The organism is Bacillus sp. FSL K6-1366 (genome assembly GCF_037976695.1).
In the GTDB taxonomy this organism is placed as follows: Bacteria; Bacillota; Bacilli; order Bacillales; family Bacillaceae; genus Bacillus; species Bacillus subtilis.
This window is the reverse complement of the sequence record NZ_CP150268.1, coordinates 292,852-308,406: the sequence shown is the minus strand read 5'-3', so window position 1 is coordinate 308,406 and position 15,555 is coordinate 292,852. Positions and strand designations below refer to the sequence as shown.

The 15,555-nt window shown below is 42.6% G+C and carries 22 protein-coding genes; 14 read left to right on the top strand and 8 right to left on the bottom strand.

Annotation, left to right across the window (positions count from 1 at the left end):
- Positions 1-29 precede the first annotated feature (29 nt).
- Together MHI44_RS01550 and MHI44_RS01545 are read right to left on the bottom strand one after the other, a co-directional pair.
- Positions 30-428, bottom strand: a complete 399-nt coding sequence (locus tag MHI44_RS01550; protein WP_015251853.1) for a reverse transcriptase-like protein — start codon at positions 426-428, stop codon at positions 30-32.
- The gene (locus tag MHI44_RS01545; RefSeq protein WP_014477139.1) at positions 428-1,117 is read right to left on the bottom strand and encodes a queuosine precursor transporter; all 690 of its coding nucleotides are present in this window, start codon (positions 1,115-1,117) and stop codon (positions 428-430) included. Before MHI44_RS01545 ends, MHI44_RS01550 begins: the two co-directional genes overlap by 1 nt.
- A gap of 82 nt (positions 1,118-1,199) precedes the next feature.
- On the opposite strand from MHI44_RS01545, the gene MHI44_RS01540 reads away from it, so the two are divergent.
- Together MHI44_RS01540 and MHI44_RS01535 are read left to right on the top strand one after the other, a co-directional pair.
- Positions 1,200-1,880, top strand: coding sequence for a ribonuclease H family protein (locus MHI44_RS01540; RefSeq protein WP_017696925.1), 681 nt, complete (start codon positions 1,200-1,202; stop codon positions 1,878-1,880).
- Positions 1,873-2,055 (top strand): zinc-finger domain-containing protein, encoded by a 183-nt coding sequence (locus tag MHI44_RS01535; RefSeq protein WP_004399003.1) that lies wholly within the window; start codon positions 1,873-1,875, stop codon positions 2,053-2,055. Before MHI44_RS01540 ends, MHI44_RS01535 begins: the two co-directional genes overlap by 8 nt.
- Before the next feature lie 27 nt (positions 2,056-2,082).
- Here MHI44_RS01535 and MHI44_RS01530 read toward each other — a convergent pair whose 3' ends face one another.
- Complete coding sequence (locus MHI44_RS01530) at positions 2,083-2,352, bottom strand: DUF2564 family protein (RefSeq protein WP_004398863.1); 270 nt, start codon at positions 2,350-2,352, stop codon at positions 2,083-2,085.
- 155 nt (positions 2,353-2,507) lie between these two features.
- On the opposite strand from MHI44_RS01530, the gene degR reads away from it, so the two are divergent.
- On the top strand, positions 2,508-2,690 hold the full coding sequence (degR, locus tag MHI44_RS01525; RefSeq protein ID WP_003230774.1) for a transcriptional regulator DegR: 183 nt from the start codon (positions 2,508-2,510) through the stop codon (positions 2,688-2,690).
- A 51-nt stretch (positions 2,691-2,741) separates the two neighbouring features.
- On the opposite strand, the gene cspD is transcribed toward degR, so the two are convergent.
- From cspD to metA, 4 genes are all read right to left on the bottom strand, one after another.
- On the bottom strand, positions 2,742-2,942 hold the full coding sequence (gene cspD, locus MHI44_RS01520) for a cold-shock protein CspD (RefSeq protein ID WP_003230776.1): 201 nt from the start codon (positions 2,940-2,942) through the stop codon (positions 2,742-2,744).
- 15 nt (positions 2,943-2,957) lie between these two features.
- Positions 2,958-3,104 carry a hypothetical protein gene (locus MHI44_RS01515; RefSeq protein WP_123373170.1) on the bottom strand — a complete coding sequence of 49 codons (147 nt, stop codon included), beginning with the start codon at positions 3,102-3,104 and terminating at the stop codon, positions 2,958-2,960.
- 80 nt (positions 3,105-3,184) lie between these two features.
- On the bottom strand, positions 3,185-4,333 hold the full coding sequence (locus MHI44_RS01510; RefSeq protein ID WP_015483359.1) for a diglucosyl diacylglycerol synthase: 1,149 nt from the start codon (positions 4,331-4,333) through the stop codon (positions 3,185-3,187).
- A gap of 230 nt (positions 4,334-4,563) precedes the next feature.
- The gene (gene metA / locus MHI44_RS01505) at positions 4,564-5,469 is read right to left on the bottom strand and encodes a homoserine O-succinyltransferase (protein ID WP_339202745.1); all 906 of its coding nucleotides are present in this window, start codon (positions 5,467-5,469) and stop codon (positions 4,564-4,566) included.
- A 342-nt stretch (positions 5,470-5,811) separates the two neighbouring features.
- Here metA and MHI44_RS01500 point away from each other — a divergent pair, with 342 nt between their 5' ends.
- From MHI44_RS01500 to MHI44_RS01450, 11 genes are all read left to right on the top strand, one after another.
- Positions 5,812-6,294 carry a glutathione peroxidase gene (locus MHI44_RS01500; protein WP_088326326.1) on the top strand — a complete coding sequence of 161 codons (483 nt, stop codon included), beginning with the start codon at positions 5,812-5,814 and terminating at the stop codon, positions 6,292-6,294.
- Positions 6,295-6,307: 13 nt separating this feature from the next.
- Positions 6,308-6,925, top strand: coding sequence for an Mn(2+)-dependent (deoxy)ribonucleoside pyrophosphohydrolase (hdhQ, locus tag MHI44_RS01495; RefSeq protein WP_106073504.1), 618 nt, complete (start codon positions 6,308-6,310; stop codon positions 6,923-6,925).
- A gap of 59 nt (positions 6,926-6,984) precedes the next feature.
- Positions 6,985-8,118 carry a conserved virulence factor C family protein gene (locus MHI44_RS01490; RefSeq protein WP_185183833.1) on the top strand — a complete coding sequence of 378 codons (1,134 nt, stop codon included), beginning with the start codon at positions 6,985-6,987 and terminating at the stop codon, positions 8,116-8,118.
- A gap of 289 nt (positions 8,119-8,407) precedes the next feature.
- Positions 8,408-10,084: a dihydroxy-acid dehydratase gene (gene ilvD, locus MHI44_RS01485; RefSeq protein ID WP_009967560.1), complete on the top strand. Its 1,677-nt coding sequence runs from the start codon at positions 8,408-8,410 to the stop codon at positions 10,082-10,084.
- 106 nt (positions 10,085-10,190) lie between these two features.
- Entirely contained in the window at positions 10,191-10,625 is a 435-nt protein-coding gene (brxA, locus tag MHI44_RS01480) for a bacilliredoxin BrxA (protein WP_339202741.1), read from the top strand.
- A gap of 41 nt (positions 10,626-10,666) precedes the next feature.
- Entirely contained in the window at positions 10,667-11,440 is a 774-nt protein-coding gene (locus MHI44_RS01475; protein WP_339202739.1) for a class I SAM-dependent methyltransferase, read from the top strand.
- Positions 11,441-11,699: 259 nt separating this feature from the next.
- Complete coding sequence (locus MHI44_RS01470; protein WP_009967559.1) at positions 11,700-12,311, top strand: YpjP family protein; 612 nt, start codon at positions 11,700-11,702, stop codon at positions 12,309-12,311.
- 17 nt (positions 12,312-12,328) lie between these two features.
- Positions 12,329-12,862 carry a phosphatidylglycerophosphatase A gene (locus MHI44_RS01465; protein ID WP_003230797.1) on the top strand — a complete coding sequence of 178 codons (534 nt, stop codon included), beginning with the start codon at positions 12,329-12,331 and terminating at the stop codon, positions 12,860-12,862.
- A gap of 83 nt (positions 12,863-12,945) precedes the next feature.
- Entirely contained in the window at positions 12,946-13,740 is a 795-nt protein-coding gene (locus MHI44_RS01460; protein ID WP_024572096.1) for a thymidylate synthase, read from the top strand.
- Complete coding sequence (gene dfrA, locus MHI44_RS01455; RefSeq protein WP_088326321.1) at positions 13,737-14,243, top strand: dihydrofolate reductase DfrA; 507 nt, start codon at positions 13,737-13,739, stop codon at positions 14,241-14,243. The genes MHI44_RS01460 and dfrA overlap by 4 nt, the downstream gene beginning before the upstream one ends.
- A complete protein-coding gene (locus MHI44_RS01450; RefSeq protein WP_004398497.1) occupies positions 14,244-14,864 on the top strand; it encodes a hypothetical protein in 621 nt (206 codons plus the stop codon).
- A 38-nt stretch (positions 14,865-14,902) separates the two neighbouring features.
- Here the strand turns inward: MHI44_RS01450 and MHI44_RS01445 are convergent, their stop codons facing one another.
- Positions 14,903-15,544 (bottom strand): hemolysin III family protein, encoded by a 642-nt coding sequence (locus MHI44_RS01445; RefSeq protein ID WP_181217139.1) that lies wholly within the window; start codon positions 15,542-15,544, stop codon positions 14,903-14,905.
- Positions 15,545-15,555: the final 11 nt, after the last annotated feature.

Below are 15,555 nucleotides of genomic sequence, written 5' to 3'. Positions count from 1 at the left end.
CGCCATTAGGATGAACCAATGATCAAGATTTAATTCTTTTCATTCAGCCGAATCGCTTCTTTTGCCAGAAGATCGGCTTTTTGGTTTTGCTTGCCCGGTATCCATTTGATGAAAAAAAGAGGGAATGCCGCTTTTAATCGGATGATTTCTTCTACGAACGGTTGAAACGTTTTATTTTTAACCATTTCAAGCTCAGTGGCGCGTTCCACAATATCTGAATCGGTTCGAAAGGAAACCGATTGATACCCGCGCGTTGCACATAGCTTCATCCCTTCAATTAATGCAAGAAATTCCGCTTCTTGATTTGTATGCACTCCGATTGGAATAGAGAAGGATTCTGCTGTTCCCTCATGTTTGATAAAAATGCCGATACCGGAAGGTCCGGGATTACCAGCGCTTGCGCCGTCTACGTATATTTCTGTAGGCATTATGAACTCCTTTCATCTTTAGGTATCATTTTTTTGGCTGCATAAGCATAAGGCAATGAAATCAAAGATACCGCAAACTTAATCAAATATGTAGAAATAAAAATATGAAGCCACACGCCTGCCGGATAAATGCCGAGAAAGGCGACTGCAGTGAATATGAATGTATCAAACAACTGGCTGACTGCTGTACTGCCGCCGTTTCTGAGCCATAAAAGCCGATCAGAAGGAAATATCCTTCTAATTGCCGAATATACATAAACATCCAGCGTTTGGCTGAAGATAAAGGCAAGCAGACTTCCTAACGCAACTCGCGGAAGGAATCCGAAGATCGTTTCCAGCGCTGTTTGTGATATGTCGCTGGAAGCCGGTTCGAAAAGCAGCACGCCCTGCATGACAAATGTCAGCGTCAGGAGCGTTGAGAATCCGAGCCATACCGCTTTTCTGGCTTCAGCTGGCCCGTATTTTTCATTCAGCACATCTGTCGCAAAAAAGATTGTGCCATACATCACATTCCCAAGTGTCGCTGTTAAGCCAAACAGTTCGACTGTTTTGACGACTTGGAGGTTGGCGCAGACTGTCGCAAAACCGATCCAAACAAACAGCCCCATTTTGCCAAATCCTTTATAAAATAAAAGAACAATGATAAAATGAATGATCGCAAAAAAGATCCAAAACGAATTATTAAACAAGATGAAAAAGCTTCCTTTCCGGGGTAAGATTGGTTTGATTATAGCATAAGCCCGACAACTAATGAATGGTAAGGTGATTGTAATGAAGCTCAGACCGCATTTGAAAATAGAAGCAAAAGGAACGGGATCCGTCTCATTTTTTAGCGAAGACTGGCTGACAGCACAGCAGGCACGTATGTTCGCCAGAGAACTTGGCCGTTTTCCATACATGAAGGAGCTAGAGTTCGAAGACGAGAAAGGCGGCAGCTGGACGCTGAAGGAATTGGAAAAGCTGACAGAGGAGCTTGCTCAAGAGCCTGATGACATTACTGTTTATTTTGACGGCAGTTTCGATAAAGAGAGCGAACTGGCCGGTCTCGGGATCGTCATCTATTATTCATTGGGAGGAACCCGGCATCGCTTAAGAAAAAATAAAAGCTTCCGGCTGAAAACCAATAATGAAGCTGAATACGCAGCGCTTTATGAAGCAATAAGAGAAGTAAGAGAGCTGGGGGCAAGCAGAAATTCAATTACAATCAAAGGGGACTCGCTTGTTGTGCTGAATCAGCTTGACGGCAGCTGGCCTTGTTATGATCCATCTCATAATGAATGGCTGGACAAAATAGAAGCACTCCTTGAATCGCTGAAGCTTACTCCAACCTACGAAACAATACAACGAAAAGACAATCAGGAAGCTGACGGCCTCGCTAAAAAAATTCTATCCCATCAATTCGTAGAAAGCCACACGAAATTAGACCGTAACGGAGATGACGATATTGGATAAGAAAATGATCTTTAAAGAACTGACAGAACTGCACGATGAATATTGCAAGGACTGTTTTATTAAGAAGCAGTTTCGCAAAGAATTTGGCAAAACTTATGCGCATTCATTTTGTATCAATAAATGTACGGTTGGTGAAAAGCTGAAACAATACGGAGATGTCTTAACCAATCACTAAAAATAAAAACCGCAGAAGCTGCGGTTTTTATTCTTTGAATTCATCGAGCTGATGCTCGCTGTCATCTAGCAGCTGCTGTTGCTGCTTTACAAATTCAGGATCATCGAGAGCTGCCAGCTCTTCAGATTGTGACAGTTCTCTAGCATCCTCAATGGCTTGGTATGCAGAGTCAACTAATGTTTTGCTTTGGCCTCTCGTCGCAGCTCCTGTTGTTTTCTGCGCTGTTTCCACCGCTAGTTCCAGCTGCCGCTTATCCGTAAAGCCAGTCTGATCCTCATTATGAAATTCTGAAGTCACCAAAAACACCTCCGCCATTATTTTGCAGAGTTTTTTTGAAATTTATGTACCAAAATAGAAAAGAAAATAAAAATAAGCCGATATAACTATTGAACCAGAATAAATAGGACTGTTTTACTATTTGAGGTATCTTGATAGAGAAGGGGAACGCAGCTATGGATGATAAAGACTTGAAGTTGATCCTTCACAAAACATTTATAGAAATATACAGTGATTTAGAAGAACTGGCGGATATCGCGAAAAAAGGAAAACCATCAATGGAAAAGTATGTTGAAGAGATTGAACAGAGGTGTAAACAAAACATTTTGGCGATTGAAATCCAGATGAAAATCAAATAGGAGAGGCGAATGCCTCTCCTCTATTTGTCATCTCATCATCATGTATTGAGTTTAGAGTTTTACAACATTAGAAGCTTGAGGTCCACGATTACCTTCGACAATTTCAAAAGAAACTTCTTGTCCTTCTTCTAATGATTTGTATCCATCTCCTTCGATAGCTGTGAAGTGAACAAATACATCGTCTCCGCCTTCAACTTCAATGAAGCCGAATCCTTTTTCGTTGTTGAACCATTTTACTTTACCGTTTTGCATATTGCTTAATTCCTCCTAGTACTGTAGCACCCATGTGCTAAAAAAAATTTTGTCATCATCTAACTTTGATTCATTGTTAAATGATGGTTCAACTATACACCATCTGGGAGCACCCGTCAAGTTTCGAAACGGCTTATTTTTCAAAAGAAGGGCAAGTTTCATAAAAAAATGTAACCGCTTTTATTAATGGCTGAATATAAATAAAAAGAGCACACGATTTTCGTATGCTCTCAAGTACGCCATTAAGATAGTGCTTTGGCTTTTTGTTTGGCAGTCATCATTTCTGATTCCTTCAGGATATCCTCTAAAATCACTTCAGAGGAGTTTGCTAAATGAAGGTCCTTAATGTTTTTCTTCATGCGATGCAAGGTATCTTCATCTGCAAGAAGGGAAGTGACTGACTCGAGAATCTCTTCATGACGGTTCACAACGATGGCAGCTCCGCGGTCTTCAAAGAAGTTTGCATTTTCTTTTTCCTGGCCAGGCACGGGTTTGTACAGAATGACAGGCACTCCAATGGCTGTGGCTTCTGTCAAAGTAATGCCGCCGGGCTTGGTAATCATGCAATCTGTGATCCGAAATAGCTCATCAATGCGCTCCACATAGCCCAGAACTTTTAATTTGTCACCATTTTCCGCCTCAAGCGCACTCAAAGATTCTTTTAAAGCCGTATTTTTCCCGCACACGACAACTACTTGCACTTGGTCATCCTTGACAAGGTTTTCGCACAGCTCTTTTACGTTCTTTAATACACCGTGAGCACCTGCCATGATCAGAAGCACTTTTTTGTTTGGTGAAAGATTGTACTTTTTATATATCGGGCCAACCGGCATGGATTCTTCAAATTGCGGCCTGATTGGAATTCCTGTGATTTTTACGTTGCTTGGATGAGTGCCGATCTCCAGCAGTTTTTCCTTCACGTAATCTGTCGCCACATAATATTTATCCACGTTTTCGTGAACCCAAATTTTATGAAGACAAAAATCAGTCATAACGTTGAAGGTAGGAATGACTCTTCCAGTTCGGCGTCTGTATTCCGGCACGACGATCATCGGAAATGTATTAATAATAATATCGGGCTGATGTTCATCGACAAGTTCGCCCAATCTTTTATTACCCATTTTAAAGTAAATATTGAATTTACGTTTATTATAGATTTTGTCAACTCCGTAATAAAACAAACGATAAAACTGTTTCCCGATTGAGAAGCTTTTTAAATAAAGGTATTGAGTTACCTCTGAAACAATCGGATTTGACTCTTGGTACAAATTAGAAACTGTTACATGCTGAAAGCCGAGCCGTACACATTGTTCATAAAGTGTTTTGGCTACCTGCACATGTCCATTTCCGTAATTTGCAGTCAAAATTAATACTCTTTTATTGGTATTCAAGTAAATTCACCTCAATGTAATCAACAACAAGCAAGCTTCATGCATCGTAAGGAGTTATTGTCTATACATAAACATAACACAAATACATAATCGAATTATTAATGCAGTGAAAAAGTTAAGCTAATTTTAAATGATTTGGATTCCAGTATTTTAAATTTTTGTTATACGCAGACTGAATCAGATGTATTTTATCATATTTTTTGCTCAGCGTATCACTAAAAAAAGAAAAATTAGTCCCATTCATAAGGAGTTTCCTGGTAAACGTAATAATTCAGCCAATTCATAAACAATAATGTGGCATGCGCTTTCCAGCGATTCACTGGCTCGTTGCTGCCTTTTGCAAAATAATGTTTAGGCGCCTCGACAGTAGGAAGGTTTCGTTCCAAATCTCTTTCATACTCTTGAAGAAGCGTATTTGTATCATATTCAGGGTGCCCTGTCAAAAAGACTTGTTTTTCGTCTTTAGACACAATTAAGCAAACCCCGGCTTCCTTTGATGCGGTAAGAATGTTTAACTCGGGCACTGCTTGAAGCTGTTCCATATTTATATCTGTATGCCGGGAATGCGGCACGTAGTATAGCTCGTCAAAACCTCTTACCAATCTTTCGTGTTTTGAAAGAACGGTATGTTCGAACACACCGAAGATTTTTTTCGGCATTTGAATTTTTTCCACACCGTAATGGTAATACAAACCTGCTTGAGCACCCCAGCAAATATGCAAGGTTGAAGTGACATTTGTTTTGCTCCACTCCATGATTTCCTTGAGCTCTTCCCAATATGAAACCTCTTCAAACGCCAAATGCTCGATCGGCGCACCGGTGATAATCATGCCGTCAAACCTCTTGTGACGGATATTGGAAAAAGTCGTGTAAAATTCGTCAAGGTGTTCTCTCGCAGTATTTTTCGGCGTGTGTGTGCTTGGGATTAAAAATGTGAAATGAACCTGTAAAGGCGAATTTCCAAGCAATCTGAGAAGCTGAGTCTCTGTTTGGATTTTTTTCGGCATCAAATTTAATATAATAATTTTTTGCGGCCGGATATCCTGATGAAATGCTCTGCTTTCATCCATTACAAATATATGTTCACTTTCAAGCACCTGTTTTGCCGGCAGGTGTGTTGGTATATTAATAGGCAACGTGCCACCTCCATTATTTCCCCGTTTAATTTTCTTCATTATAGGAATTTTCACGCCAATTTTCAATCTATCTATACGTGTTGAGGGGGAAACAACAGAAAACTCTTTAAATAAAACGCACTGACACGCCTTTTGGTTTCACAGTAAAATGATTTTCAAAGATGTCAGAGGGAATTGTAATGTTTTATAGAATGATAAGATAAAAAATGAGCCATATGAATTGATAATGAACGGACGCTCATATCGTCAAATTACTTATGAGTTCTTAAATGATGTTTACATTTTGAATTGCGATTTAAAAAAGGTAAAATAATCAGCACCAAGGACATAGGAGGGACTTACATGTCTATTTATCAAATAAAGGTACGTACAATAACAGGGAAAGACATGACACTTCAGCCTTTCGCGGGAAAGGTACTGATGATCGTGAATACAGCAAGTAAGTGCGGTTTTACTCCCCAATTAAAGCAGCTGCAGGAATTATATGATACATATCAGCAGGAGGGGCTGGAGATCTTAGGGTTCCCCTGCAATCAATTCATGAACCAAGAGCCTGGTGAAGAGGCTGACATACAGGAATTTTGTGAAACAAATTACGGTGTTACATTTCCTATGTTTTCAAAAGTGGATGTAAACGGGAAAAATGCCCACCCGCTGTTTGTGTATTTGACAGAACATGCGAAAGGGATGCTGGGAACTAAGGCGATCAAGTGGAATTTCACGAAATTTATAGTGGATAGAAATGGAGAAATCGTTGGCCGTTATTCACCAAATACAAATCCGAAAGAGCTGGAAGACGCTATCGTGAAGCTATTAGAGCAATAAAGAGGGTGTTTTTGTGAAGGAATTGAAGCAGGCAGAGCAAATCAGGACATGGGTTCAATCTATCCTGACTGACGAAAGCTCTGGACATGACTGGCATCATGTATCAAGAGTAGCAGATCTTGCAGCGTATATTGGAGAAAAGGAAAAAGCGGATTTGTTCATTGTTGAAACCGCGGCTTTGGTTCATGATTTAATTGATGTGAAGCTGCCTGACACGGTCAGGCTTTCTGTGAACGAAGTATATGACCAGCTCGTTTTTTTCGGAGTAGGAAAAGAGAATGCTGACAGGGTGATTCATATTATAACAAGGATGTCCTTTCGAGACAGGGAAAAGCTGGCGAAGGAGCCGCTCTCAATTGAGGGAAAAGCCGTACAGGATGCTGACAGACTTGATGCGATTGGTGCTGTCGGCATTGCGAGAGCTTTCATGTTTGCGGGCGCAAACGGGCATAGCCTTTATGGAGATGATCAAAGCGCCTACGCTCATTTTTTTCATAAGCTGCTGCGGCTGAAAGATATGATGAATACAGACACTGCACGGGAACTGGCAGAAGAAAGACACAATTTTATGCTTCAGTTTGTCCGCCAATTAGAAAAAGAAATATCCGGGATTGATGCCAAAACGTCGTAATAGAAGGCTTGGAGCGACTATGATAGAATAAGTCACAGATATGCTATAGGAGGACGATCATGAAGATAAAATCAATTGAACCTACACCAAGCCCGAATACAATGAAAGTCATCTTAACGGAAGAGCTTCCGGCGGGCAAAAGCAATAACTATAAACCTGAGCAAGCAGAAGGCGCACCGCCTGTTATAGCGGAAATCCTTAAAATAGATGGAGTTAAAGGGGTATATCACGTCGCAGATTTTCTTGCTGTTGAACGGAATGCAAGATACGACTGGAAAGACATTTTACCGCAAGTCCGCACTGCATTTGGGATGGAAAGTGCTGAAAGCGCAGAAGAAAATCGTTCTGATCAAGAATCTTTTGGAGAGGTAAAAGTTTTTGTGCAGATGTTCAGCGGCATTCCTATGCAAGTTAAATTAACCGATGGGGAGCGGGAAGAACGCTTCGGCTTACCTGAACGCTTTCAGCAGGCGATCTTAAAACTTAGATCTGAAGCTTCAAATGTTGTGTTTGAGCGGGCTTGGAAAGAACAGGGTGTCAGGTTCGGTGACTTTGATGAAATCGGCCATGACGTGACAGAAGAGCTTCAGGCGGCATACAGTGATGAACGGCTGAAACGACTGACTGAAGCAGCCGCTCAAGGAAAGGGCGAAGCAAAACAAGCTGTACAGCGCAAAGCGTATAAAGTAACGCTTGACATGCTGGATGATGAGGACTGGAAAAAGCGTTATGCACACTTGGAACAGATGGATCCGAAAGAAGAGGATATCCCGGTTTTACAGAAGGCATTGGATGATCCAAAGGTGTCCATCAGAAGACAGGCTGTTGTGTACTTAGGAATGATTGAAACACCTGATGTTCTGCCTCTATTGTATAAAGCACTTGAGGACAAAGCTGTATCAGTCAGAAGAACGGCCGGAGACTGCCTGTCTGATATCGGCGATCCTCAAGCCATTCCCGCTATGATCAAGTCGTTAAGCGACTCCAGCAAGCTTGTTCGCTGGCGTGCGGCCATGTTCCTGTACGAAGTCGGGGATGATAGTGCAATTGAAGCTTTGCGCGCTGCCGAAGATGACCCCGAATTTGAGGTCAGCCTTCAAGTCAAAATGGCGCTTGAACGTATTGAGCATGGAGAAGAAGCAAAAGGTTCTGTTTGGAAACAAATGACGGAAAGCAGAAAAAAAGGCGAATAGAAATAAAAAAGGTGCAGATCATGCACCTTTTTTATGTGAATTCACTTTTTATAAAAATTATTTCGAATATTGTTGAAAAATATCCGAAAACTATTTATAGTAAGTAACAATATTAATAGTTGGAGGGTTCAAATCGAAAGAAAAGCTATATAAATATAAAAACACGAAAGAACAAAACAAGGTGAGGGCGGCCTGAATTTATCTTATTTGCAAAAACAGCTCATAAATAAACTGAAAATTTTCAAAATAAAATCCAATCAAACAATTGAAAGAATTTAGGAGGATCACCATGGCAGAATTACGCAGTAATATGATCACACAAGGAATCGATAGAGCTCCGCACCGCAGTTTGCTTCGTGCAGCAGGAGTAAAAGAAGAGGATTTCGGCAAGCCGTTTATTGCGGTGTGTAATTCATACATTGATATCGTTCCCGGTCATGTTCACTTGCAGGAGTTTGGGAAAATCGTAAAAGAAGCAATCAGAGAAGCAGGGGGCGTGCCGTTTGAATTTAATACCATTGGGGTAGATGATGGCATCGCAATGGGGCATATCGGTATGAGATATTCGCTGCCAAGCCGTGAAATTATCGCAGACTCTGTGGAAACGGTTGTATCCGCACACTGGTTTGACGGAATGGTCTGTATTCCGAACTGCGACAAAATCACACCGGGAATGCTTATGGCGGCAATGCGCATCAACATTCCGACGATTTTTGTCAGCGGCGGACCGATGGCGGCAGGAAGAACAAGTGACGGGCGAAAAATCTCCCTTTCCTCAGTATTCGAAGGGGTAGGCGCCTACCAAGCAGGGAAAATCAACGAAAACGAGCTTCAAGAACTAGAGCAGTTCGGATGCCCAACGTGCGGATCTTGCTCAGGCATGTTTACGGCGAACTCAATGAACTGTCTGTCAGAAGCACTTGGTCTTGCTTTGCCGGGTAATGGAACCATTCTGGCGACATCTCCGGAACGCAAAGAGTTTGTAAGAAAATCGGCTGCGCAATTAATGGAAACGATTCGCAAAGATATCAAACCGCGTGATATCGTTACAGTAAAAGCGATTGATAACGCGTTTGCACTCGATATGGCGCTCGGAGGTTCTACAAATACCGTTCTTCATACCCTTGCCCTTGCAAACGAAGCCGGCGTTGAATACTCTTTAGAACGCATTAACGAAGTCGCTGAGCGCGTGCCGCACTTGGCCAAGCTGGCGCCTGCATCGGATGTGTTTATTGAAGATCTTCATGAAGCGGGCGGCGTGTCAGCGGCTCTGAATGAGCTTTCCAAGAAAGAAGGAGCGCTTCATTTAGACGCGCTGACTGTTACAGGAAAAACTCTTGGAGAAACCATTGCCGGACATGAAGTAAAGGATTATGACGTCATTCACCCGCTGGATCAACCATTCACTGAAAAGGGAGGCCTTGCTGTTTTATTCGGTAATCTAGCTCCGGACGGCGCTATCATTAAAACAGGCGGCGTACAGAATGGGATTACAAGACACGAAGGGCCGGCTGTCGTATTCGATTCTCAGGACGAGGCGCTTGACGGCATTATCAACCGAAAAGTAAAAGAAGGCGACGTTGTCATTATCAGATACGAAGGGCCAAAAGGCGGACCTGGCATGCCGGAAATGCTGGCGCCAACATCCCAAATCGTTGGAATGGGACTCGGACCAAAAGTGGCATTGATTACGGACGGACGTTTTTCCGGAGCCTCCCGTGGCCTCTCAATCGGCCACGTATCACCTGAGGCCGCTGAGGGCGGGCCGCTTGCCTTTGTTGAAAACGGAGATCATATTATCGTTGATATTGAAAAACGCATCTTGGATGTACAAGTGCCAGAAGAAGAGTGGGAAAAACGAAAAGCGAACTGGAAAGGTTTTGAACCGAAAGTGAAAACCGGCTACCTGGCACGTTATTCTAAACTTGTGACAAGTGCCAACACCGGCGGTATTATGAAAATCTAGATAGCTGGGGACACTTTCTTTTATTTTAAGGCGTGAACATTTGAAATCCGGCCCTCTCTATAGTATCCTTTACTTCAGATGAAGGATACTAGAGGGGGCTTTTTTTATGTCAATGGCTTATGAAGAATACATGCGCCAGCTTGTCGTACCGATGCGCCGCGAGCTGACTGGAGCAGGTTTTGAAGAGTTAACAACAGCAGAAGAAGTAGAAAACTTTATGGAAAAGGCAGAGGGTACAACTCTTGTAGTCGTTAACTCTGTATGCGGCTGCGCGGCAGGCCTTGCGCGTCCTGCGGCTACACAGGCAGTCCTCCAGAATGAAAAAACACCTGACAATACGGTGACTGTTTTTGCGGGCCAAGATAAAGAAGCTACTGCGAAAATGCGTGAGTATTTTACTGGCCAGGAGCCTTCTTCACCATCAATGGCTCTTTTGAAAGGCAAAGAAGTCGTACATTTTATTCCGCGTCATGAAATTGAAGGACACGATATGGAAGAAATCATGAAAAATCTGACTGCTGCCTTCGATGCGCACTGCTAAATGCCCGTTTTCCGGGCATTTTCTTTTTGGGAGTATAGAAGATGATAACAACAAGCTATAGACCGTCTGAACACACCATAAAAACCGCAAAGCAGCTTTCTAAAGAGCTAAATATGCCATACTGCGACCGGAATAAACAAACGGTTGAACACCTGCTGAGGTCAGCTGAACGTGATTTGCTTGTGGTCGGCAAAGAGCGGTTTGAGCTGTATACGAAACAAGGTGCCAAATTCTTTTTTCATCCGAATACAGCGATGTTTAGAGCCAAACGCTTCTTACAGGGAGAGCAAGAGCCTATGCTTCGGGCTGCCGGATTATCTGAAGGGGATACGTTTTTAGATTGCACACTCGGGCTGGGGTCAGATGCCATTATCGCAAGTATGGCAGTAGGCGAAACGGGTTCTGTTGTTGGGATTGAAAAAAACCATCTTGTGTCTGTTTTAGTGAGGACGGGGCTGCATTCATGGGAAACGGGTATAGAAGAGCTTCAAGCTGCGATGAGAAGAATCCAGGTGAAGAATGGTGATTGCTTTGAACACATCAAGCAGCTTCCTGACAACTCTGTTGATGTGGTTTATTTCGATCCAATGTTTCATGAACCTGTAGAAACCTCTGACGGCATCGCGCCTTTACGTGATTTGGCAGAGGATTCAGTTTTGCACGAAGGATGTATCAATGAAGCGGTACGAGTCGCCAGAAAAAGCGTTGTGCTAAAAGACCACTGGAAAAGCCCGCGGTTTGAACAGTTTGGTTTTAGCGTCATGAAAAGAAAAACAGCACTGTTCCATTATGGCGTCATTCAAACAAGCCCGTGATTCATATCACGGGCTTTCTGTTAATCGGTGACCTCCATGACGACAAAGTATAATAATGTTAAGAGTGAAACTGTGGCAAACAGAGCGTCAATCATGCGGAAAGCCTCCTTTCATGAAATATTGTAAGCGTTTTTACACAAAGTGCATAGCAACGAATCTCCTAATTTGCATATCAGTTTCATATAGTACATGACTTGCATGTTTTGGATGTGCTAAAATAAGAGAAACATGACAATGAAATAGAGAGGGATAAGCAGTCATGAAATTGTGGATGAGAAAGACCCTTGTGGTTTTATTTACCATTGTAACGTTCGGGCTCGTATCTCCTCCGGCTGCCCTTATGGCGGACAAGCCTTCCGGACAGCCGAGCAGTCTTGAGCAGAATGATTACACCGCTTTTTATGATGAGCATGACCTGTACGATGATGAGTCGGATGACAGGCGAGATCCTGAACTGCTTTTTCAATCGTACAAGGAACAGCTCCTTGACAGCGCTGAGGATCAGTCCTTTTTAAAATTCGGCAGCAGAATCGCTCCTGTCATTGAGGATGACTATCGGAAAGAGATCCTGCCAAAAATCGAAAATGTGATTAGTGATTATTTAGCGACATTGCAAGATGATGAGGCGTACCAAGATGTTGTGATCTCAAGCATGCCTTCAGCGGGCAAAACGGAAAAAATTTTCAACGTTTATAATCGGACAACTGGAGAAGATCTTCTCAGATTCCATGTGCGAAGAGACCACCCGCCTCATGACGGCTACTGGTTTAATTTTCATTATCATACAGCAGAAGATGGATTTCAATCACATCATGAGCTTGGGAGCATTTACTGGGACCGCAACACGCCTCCCAACTGGATGAGTGCCTAAAGGAGATGCCATTAGACATGAAAAAGTACACAATGAATGAAATGGTCGATATAACAAAGGATATGCTGAACAAACGGGGCGTTATGATAGAAGATATTGCACGGATTGTTCAAAAACTTCAGGAAAAATACAATCCAAATCTGCCGCTCAGTGTTTGCATGGAGAATGTAGAAAAAGTCCTGAACAAACGTGAAATTATTCATGCTGTTTTGACAGGCCTTGCACTCGATCAGCTTGCAGAACAGAAGCTTCTCCCCGAGCCGCTGCAGCACCTTGTTGAAACGGATGAACCGCTTTACGGCATAGATGAAATTATCCCGCTTTCAATCGTTAATGTGTACGGGTCGATCGGTTTGACCAATTTCGGTTATTTGGATAAAGAGAAGATTGGAATTATTAAGGAACTTGATGAAAGTCCAGACGGTATTCACACCTTTTTGGATGATATTGTGGCAGCTCTTGCTGCAGCAGCGGCGAGCAGAATTGCACATACACATCAGGATCTGCAAGATGAAGAAAAAGAACAGGATGAAAAGCCTGTTGTCAGCTGACTATAAAAAAATCATTTCTGGGTTCAGAAATGATTTTTTATTGTGTTACACTACTAGAAGACTACTTTTAAAGGATGAAAAAAATGAAACAGTATAAGGATTTATGCAGACATGTTTTAGAGCATGGTGAGAAAAAGGGAGACCGGACAGGGACCGGAACAATCAGCACTTTCGGATATCAAATGAGATTTAATTTACGGGAAGGCTTTCCGATGCTCACCACTAAAAAACTCCACTTTAAATCAATTGCGCATGAACTGCTGTGGTTCTTAAAAGGAGATACGAATGTACGCTATCTGCAGGAAAACGGAGTGCGAATCTGGAATGAGTGGGCTGATGAAAACGGTGAACTTGGACCTGTATATGGCTCCCAATGGCGTTCTTGGCGGGGAGCTGATGGAGAAACCATTGATCAAATTTCCCGTCTTATTGAAGATATTAAGACAAATCCGAACTCCAGACGCTTAATCGTCAGCGCCTGGAATGTTGGTGAAATTGATAAAATGGCGTTGCCGCCGTGCCATTGCCTGTTCCAATTCTATGTGTCTGACGGCAAGCTGTCCTGTCAGTTGTATCAGCGCTCTGCCGATGTTTTCTTAGGTGTGCCGTTTAATATTGCATCTTATGCCCTCCTAACCATGATGATTGCTCATGTGACTGGGCTTGAACCGGGCGAGTTCATCCATACGTTTGGTGATGTTCATATTTATCAAAATCATATTGAACAAGTCAATTTGCAGCTGGAAAGAGATGTTAGACCGCTTCCGCAGCTTCGTTTCGCCAGAAAGGTTGATTCTATTTTTAACTTTGCATTTGAGGACTTTATCATCGAGGATTATGATCCGCATCCTCATATAAAAGGGGCGGTCAGCGTATGATTTCATTCATTTTTGCGATGGATGCCAACAGGCTTATCGGCAAAGACAATGATTTGCCGTGGCATTTGCCCAATGATCTTGCATACTTTAAGAAAATAACATCGGGCCATTCAATTATTATGGGCCGGAAAACATTTGAATCGATCGGACGTCCGCTTCCAAATCGGAAAAATATTGTCGTTACCTCAGCGCCGGATTCAGAATTTCCGGGATGCACGGTTGTCAGTTCATTAAAGGATGTACTGGACATTTGTTCAGGCCCTGAAGAATGCTTTGTGATCGGAGGGGCTCAGCTCTATACGGACCTGTTCCCTTATGCGGACAGACTGTATATGACGAAAATTCATCACGAGTTTGAGGGTGACCGTCACTTTCCTGAATTTGATGAATCCAATTGGAAGCTGGTTTCTTCTGAGCAGGGGACCAAAGACGAAAAAAACCCGTATGATTACGAATTTCTAATGTATGAAAAAAAGAATTCTTCTAAAGCGGGAGGATTTTAATTGGTTCGCTACAGCCTTCTAGTGGTTTATATTGTGTATATGCTGTTAAAAAATATGAAACAATTATTTAATCAAACAATGCTCGATCCCCGTCTGTCATACAAAAAACAGATGGCTCTTGTGTACGAACAGCCAAAGGCGTTTTTAGAAGGCTGTATCGGCATCTCCGGTTCAGTTGTGACGATCCATCAGCCAGAGCCAATACCACACGGTCCTGTTTTGTATGTGCATCCCCGTTTGCGTTTGGCTGAACTGGCCTTAATTGCTGGATATATTGAGGAACCGGCCGGCTTTATCGCTAACCCAAAAGTGTTCCGCTTGCCTTTTATCGGGCAATGGCTGGATCGGATGGATGTGATTTCAGACGGGGATTCAGAAAAGGTATATGAAGATGTGACAAAACAGCTGGAAAAGGGACAAAGCCTGATTCTTTCACTAGATGGTTCTATTGATCCTGTAGAACTTGCGGCCCGCTATCATCTTCCGTTGGTGATGGTGGAAACGAAAGGAACAGATAACATGCAAAATGGCTCGTTTTTTAAACGCTTAAAACCGGCAGACATTGAATTGTCCTTTTCAAAAGCTTATATACCTGCCAATGAAAAACAATTACGTGCATAAAAAAGCGCAGTCGTGAAGACTGCGCTTTTCTGTTACTGTTACGAAAGGAAAGGCACCTTTACACAATAGAAGAGCACGCAGAAAAACATGGCAGCGCTCCCGCCCAATACAAAGCTGTGCCAAATGGCGTGATGGAAGGGGATCTTTTTCCAAATGTAAAAGATGGTTCCGACAGAGTATAAAATGCCGCCGAGAAAAAGGAGGCTGAATCCCGCTCCGCTCAGTGAAGTATATAAAGGTTTAACTGCAATAATCATCAGCCACCCCATGACTAAATACACGAAGGTTGACAATAGGATAAACCGTTTCACAAAGAAAATTTTAAAAACGATTCCGCCTAGGGCAAGTGACCATACGATAACCAACAGGGTAAAGCCGAGTGTGCCTTTCAGCGGCCCAAGCAAAAAAGGCGTGTAGGTTCCGGCGATGAGTACGTAAATTGCGCTATGATCAATAATCTCCAAAATGTCCTTCGTTTTTTTATGTGTGATGCTGTGAAGCAGGGTGGAGCTCAAATATAACAGCAGCATAGAGACACCGAATATTGTAAAGCTGACAATGTCCCATGCAGACCCGTAATTAGCCGCAAATATGATTAGAAACACTAATGCTGGGATGGATAAGAGGACACCGATGCCGTGTGTAATCGCATTGGCGATCTCTTCTTTGATTGTAAACAAGTACATTCTCC

Coding starts and splice junctions, on each gene's coding strand:
- MHI44_RS01500 (WP_088326326.1), top strand. CDS start 5,812: ATGTCTATTTATCAAATAAAGGTACGTACAATAACAGGGAAAGACATG.
- MHI44_RS01550 (WP_015251853.1), bottom strand. CDS start 428: ATGCCTACAGAAATATACGTAGACGGCGCAAGCGCTGGTAATCCCGGA.
- MHI44_RS01460 (WP_024572096.1), top strand. CDS start 12,946: ATGAAACAGTATAAGGATTTATGCAGACATGTTTTAGAGCATGGTGAG.
- cspD (WP_003230776.1), bottom strand. CDS start 2,942: ATGCAAAACGGTAAAGTAAAATGGTTCAACAACGAAAAAGGATTCGGC.
- MHI44_RS01490 (WP_185183833.1), top strand. CDS start 6,985: ATGAAGATAAAATCAATTGAACCTACACCAAGCCCGAATACAATGAAA.
- degR (WP_003230774.1), top strand. CDS start 2,508: ATGGATGATAAAGACTTGAAGTTGATCCTTCACAAAACATTTATAGAA.
- ilvD (WP_009967560.1), top strand. CDS start 8,408: ATGGCAGAATTACGCAGTAATATGATCACACAAGGAATCGATAGAGCT.
- MHI44_RS01465 (WP_003230797.1), top strand. CDS start 12,329: ATGAAAAAGTACACAATGAATGAAATGGTCGATATAACAAAGGATATG.
- MHI44_RS01515 (WP_123373170.1), bottom strand. CDS start 3,104: ATGAAACTTGCCCTTCTTTTGAAAAATAAGCCGTTTCGAAACTTGACG.
- MHI44_RS01470 (WP_009967559.1), top strand. CDS start 11,700: ATGAAATTGTGGATGAGAAAGACCCTTGTGGTTTTATTTACCATTGTA.
- brxA (WP_339202741.1), top strand. CDS start 10,191: ATGTCAATGGCTTATGAAGAATACATGCGCCAGCTTGTCGTACCGATG.
- dfrA (WP_088326321.1), top strand. CDS start 13,737: ATGATTTCATTCATTTTTGCGATGGATGCCAACAGGCTTATCGGCAAA.
- MHI44_RS01540 (WP_017696925.1), top strand. CDS start 1,200: ATGAAGCTCAGACCGCATTTGAAAATAGAAGCAAAAGGAACGGGATCC.
- MHI44_RS01475 (WP_339202739.1), top strand. CDS start 10,667: ATGATAACAACAAGCTATAGACCGTCTGAACACACCATAAAAACCGCA.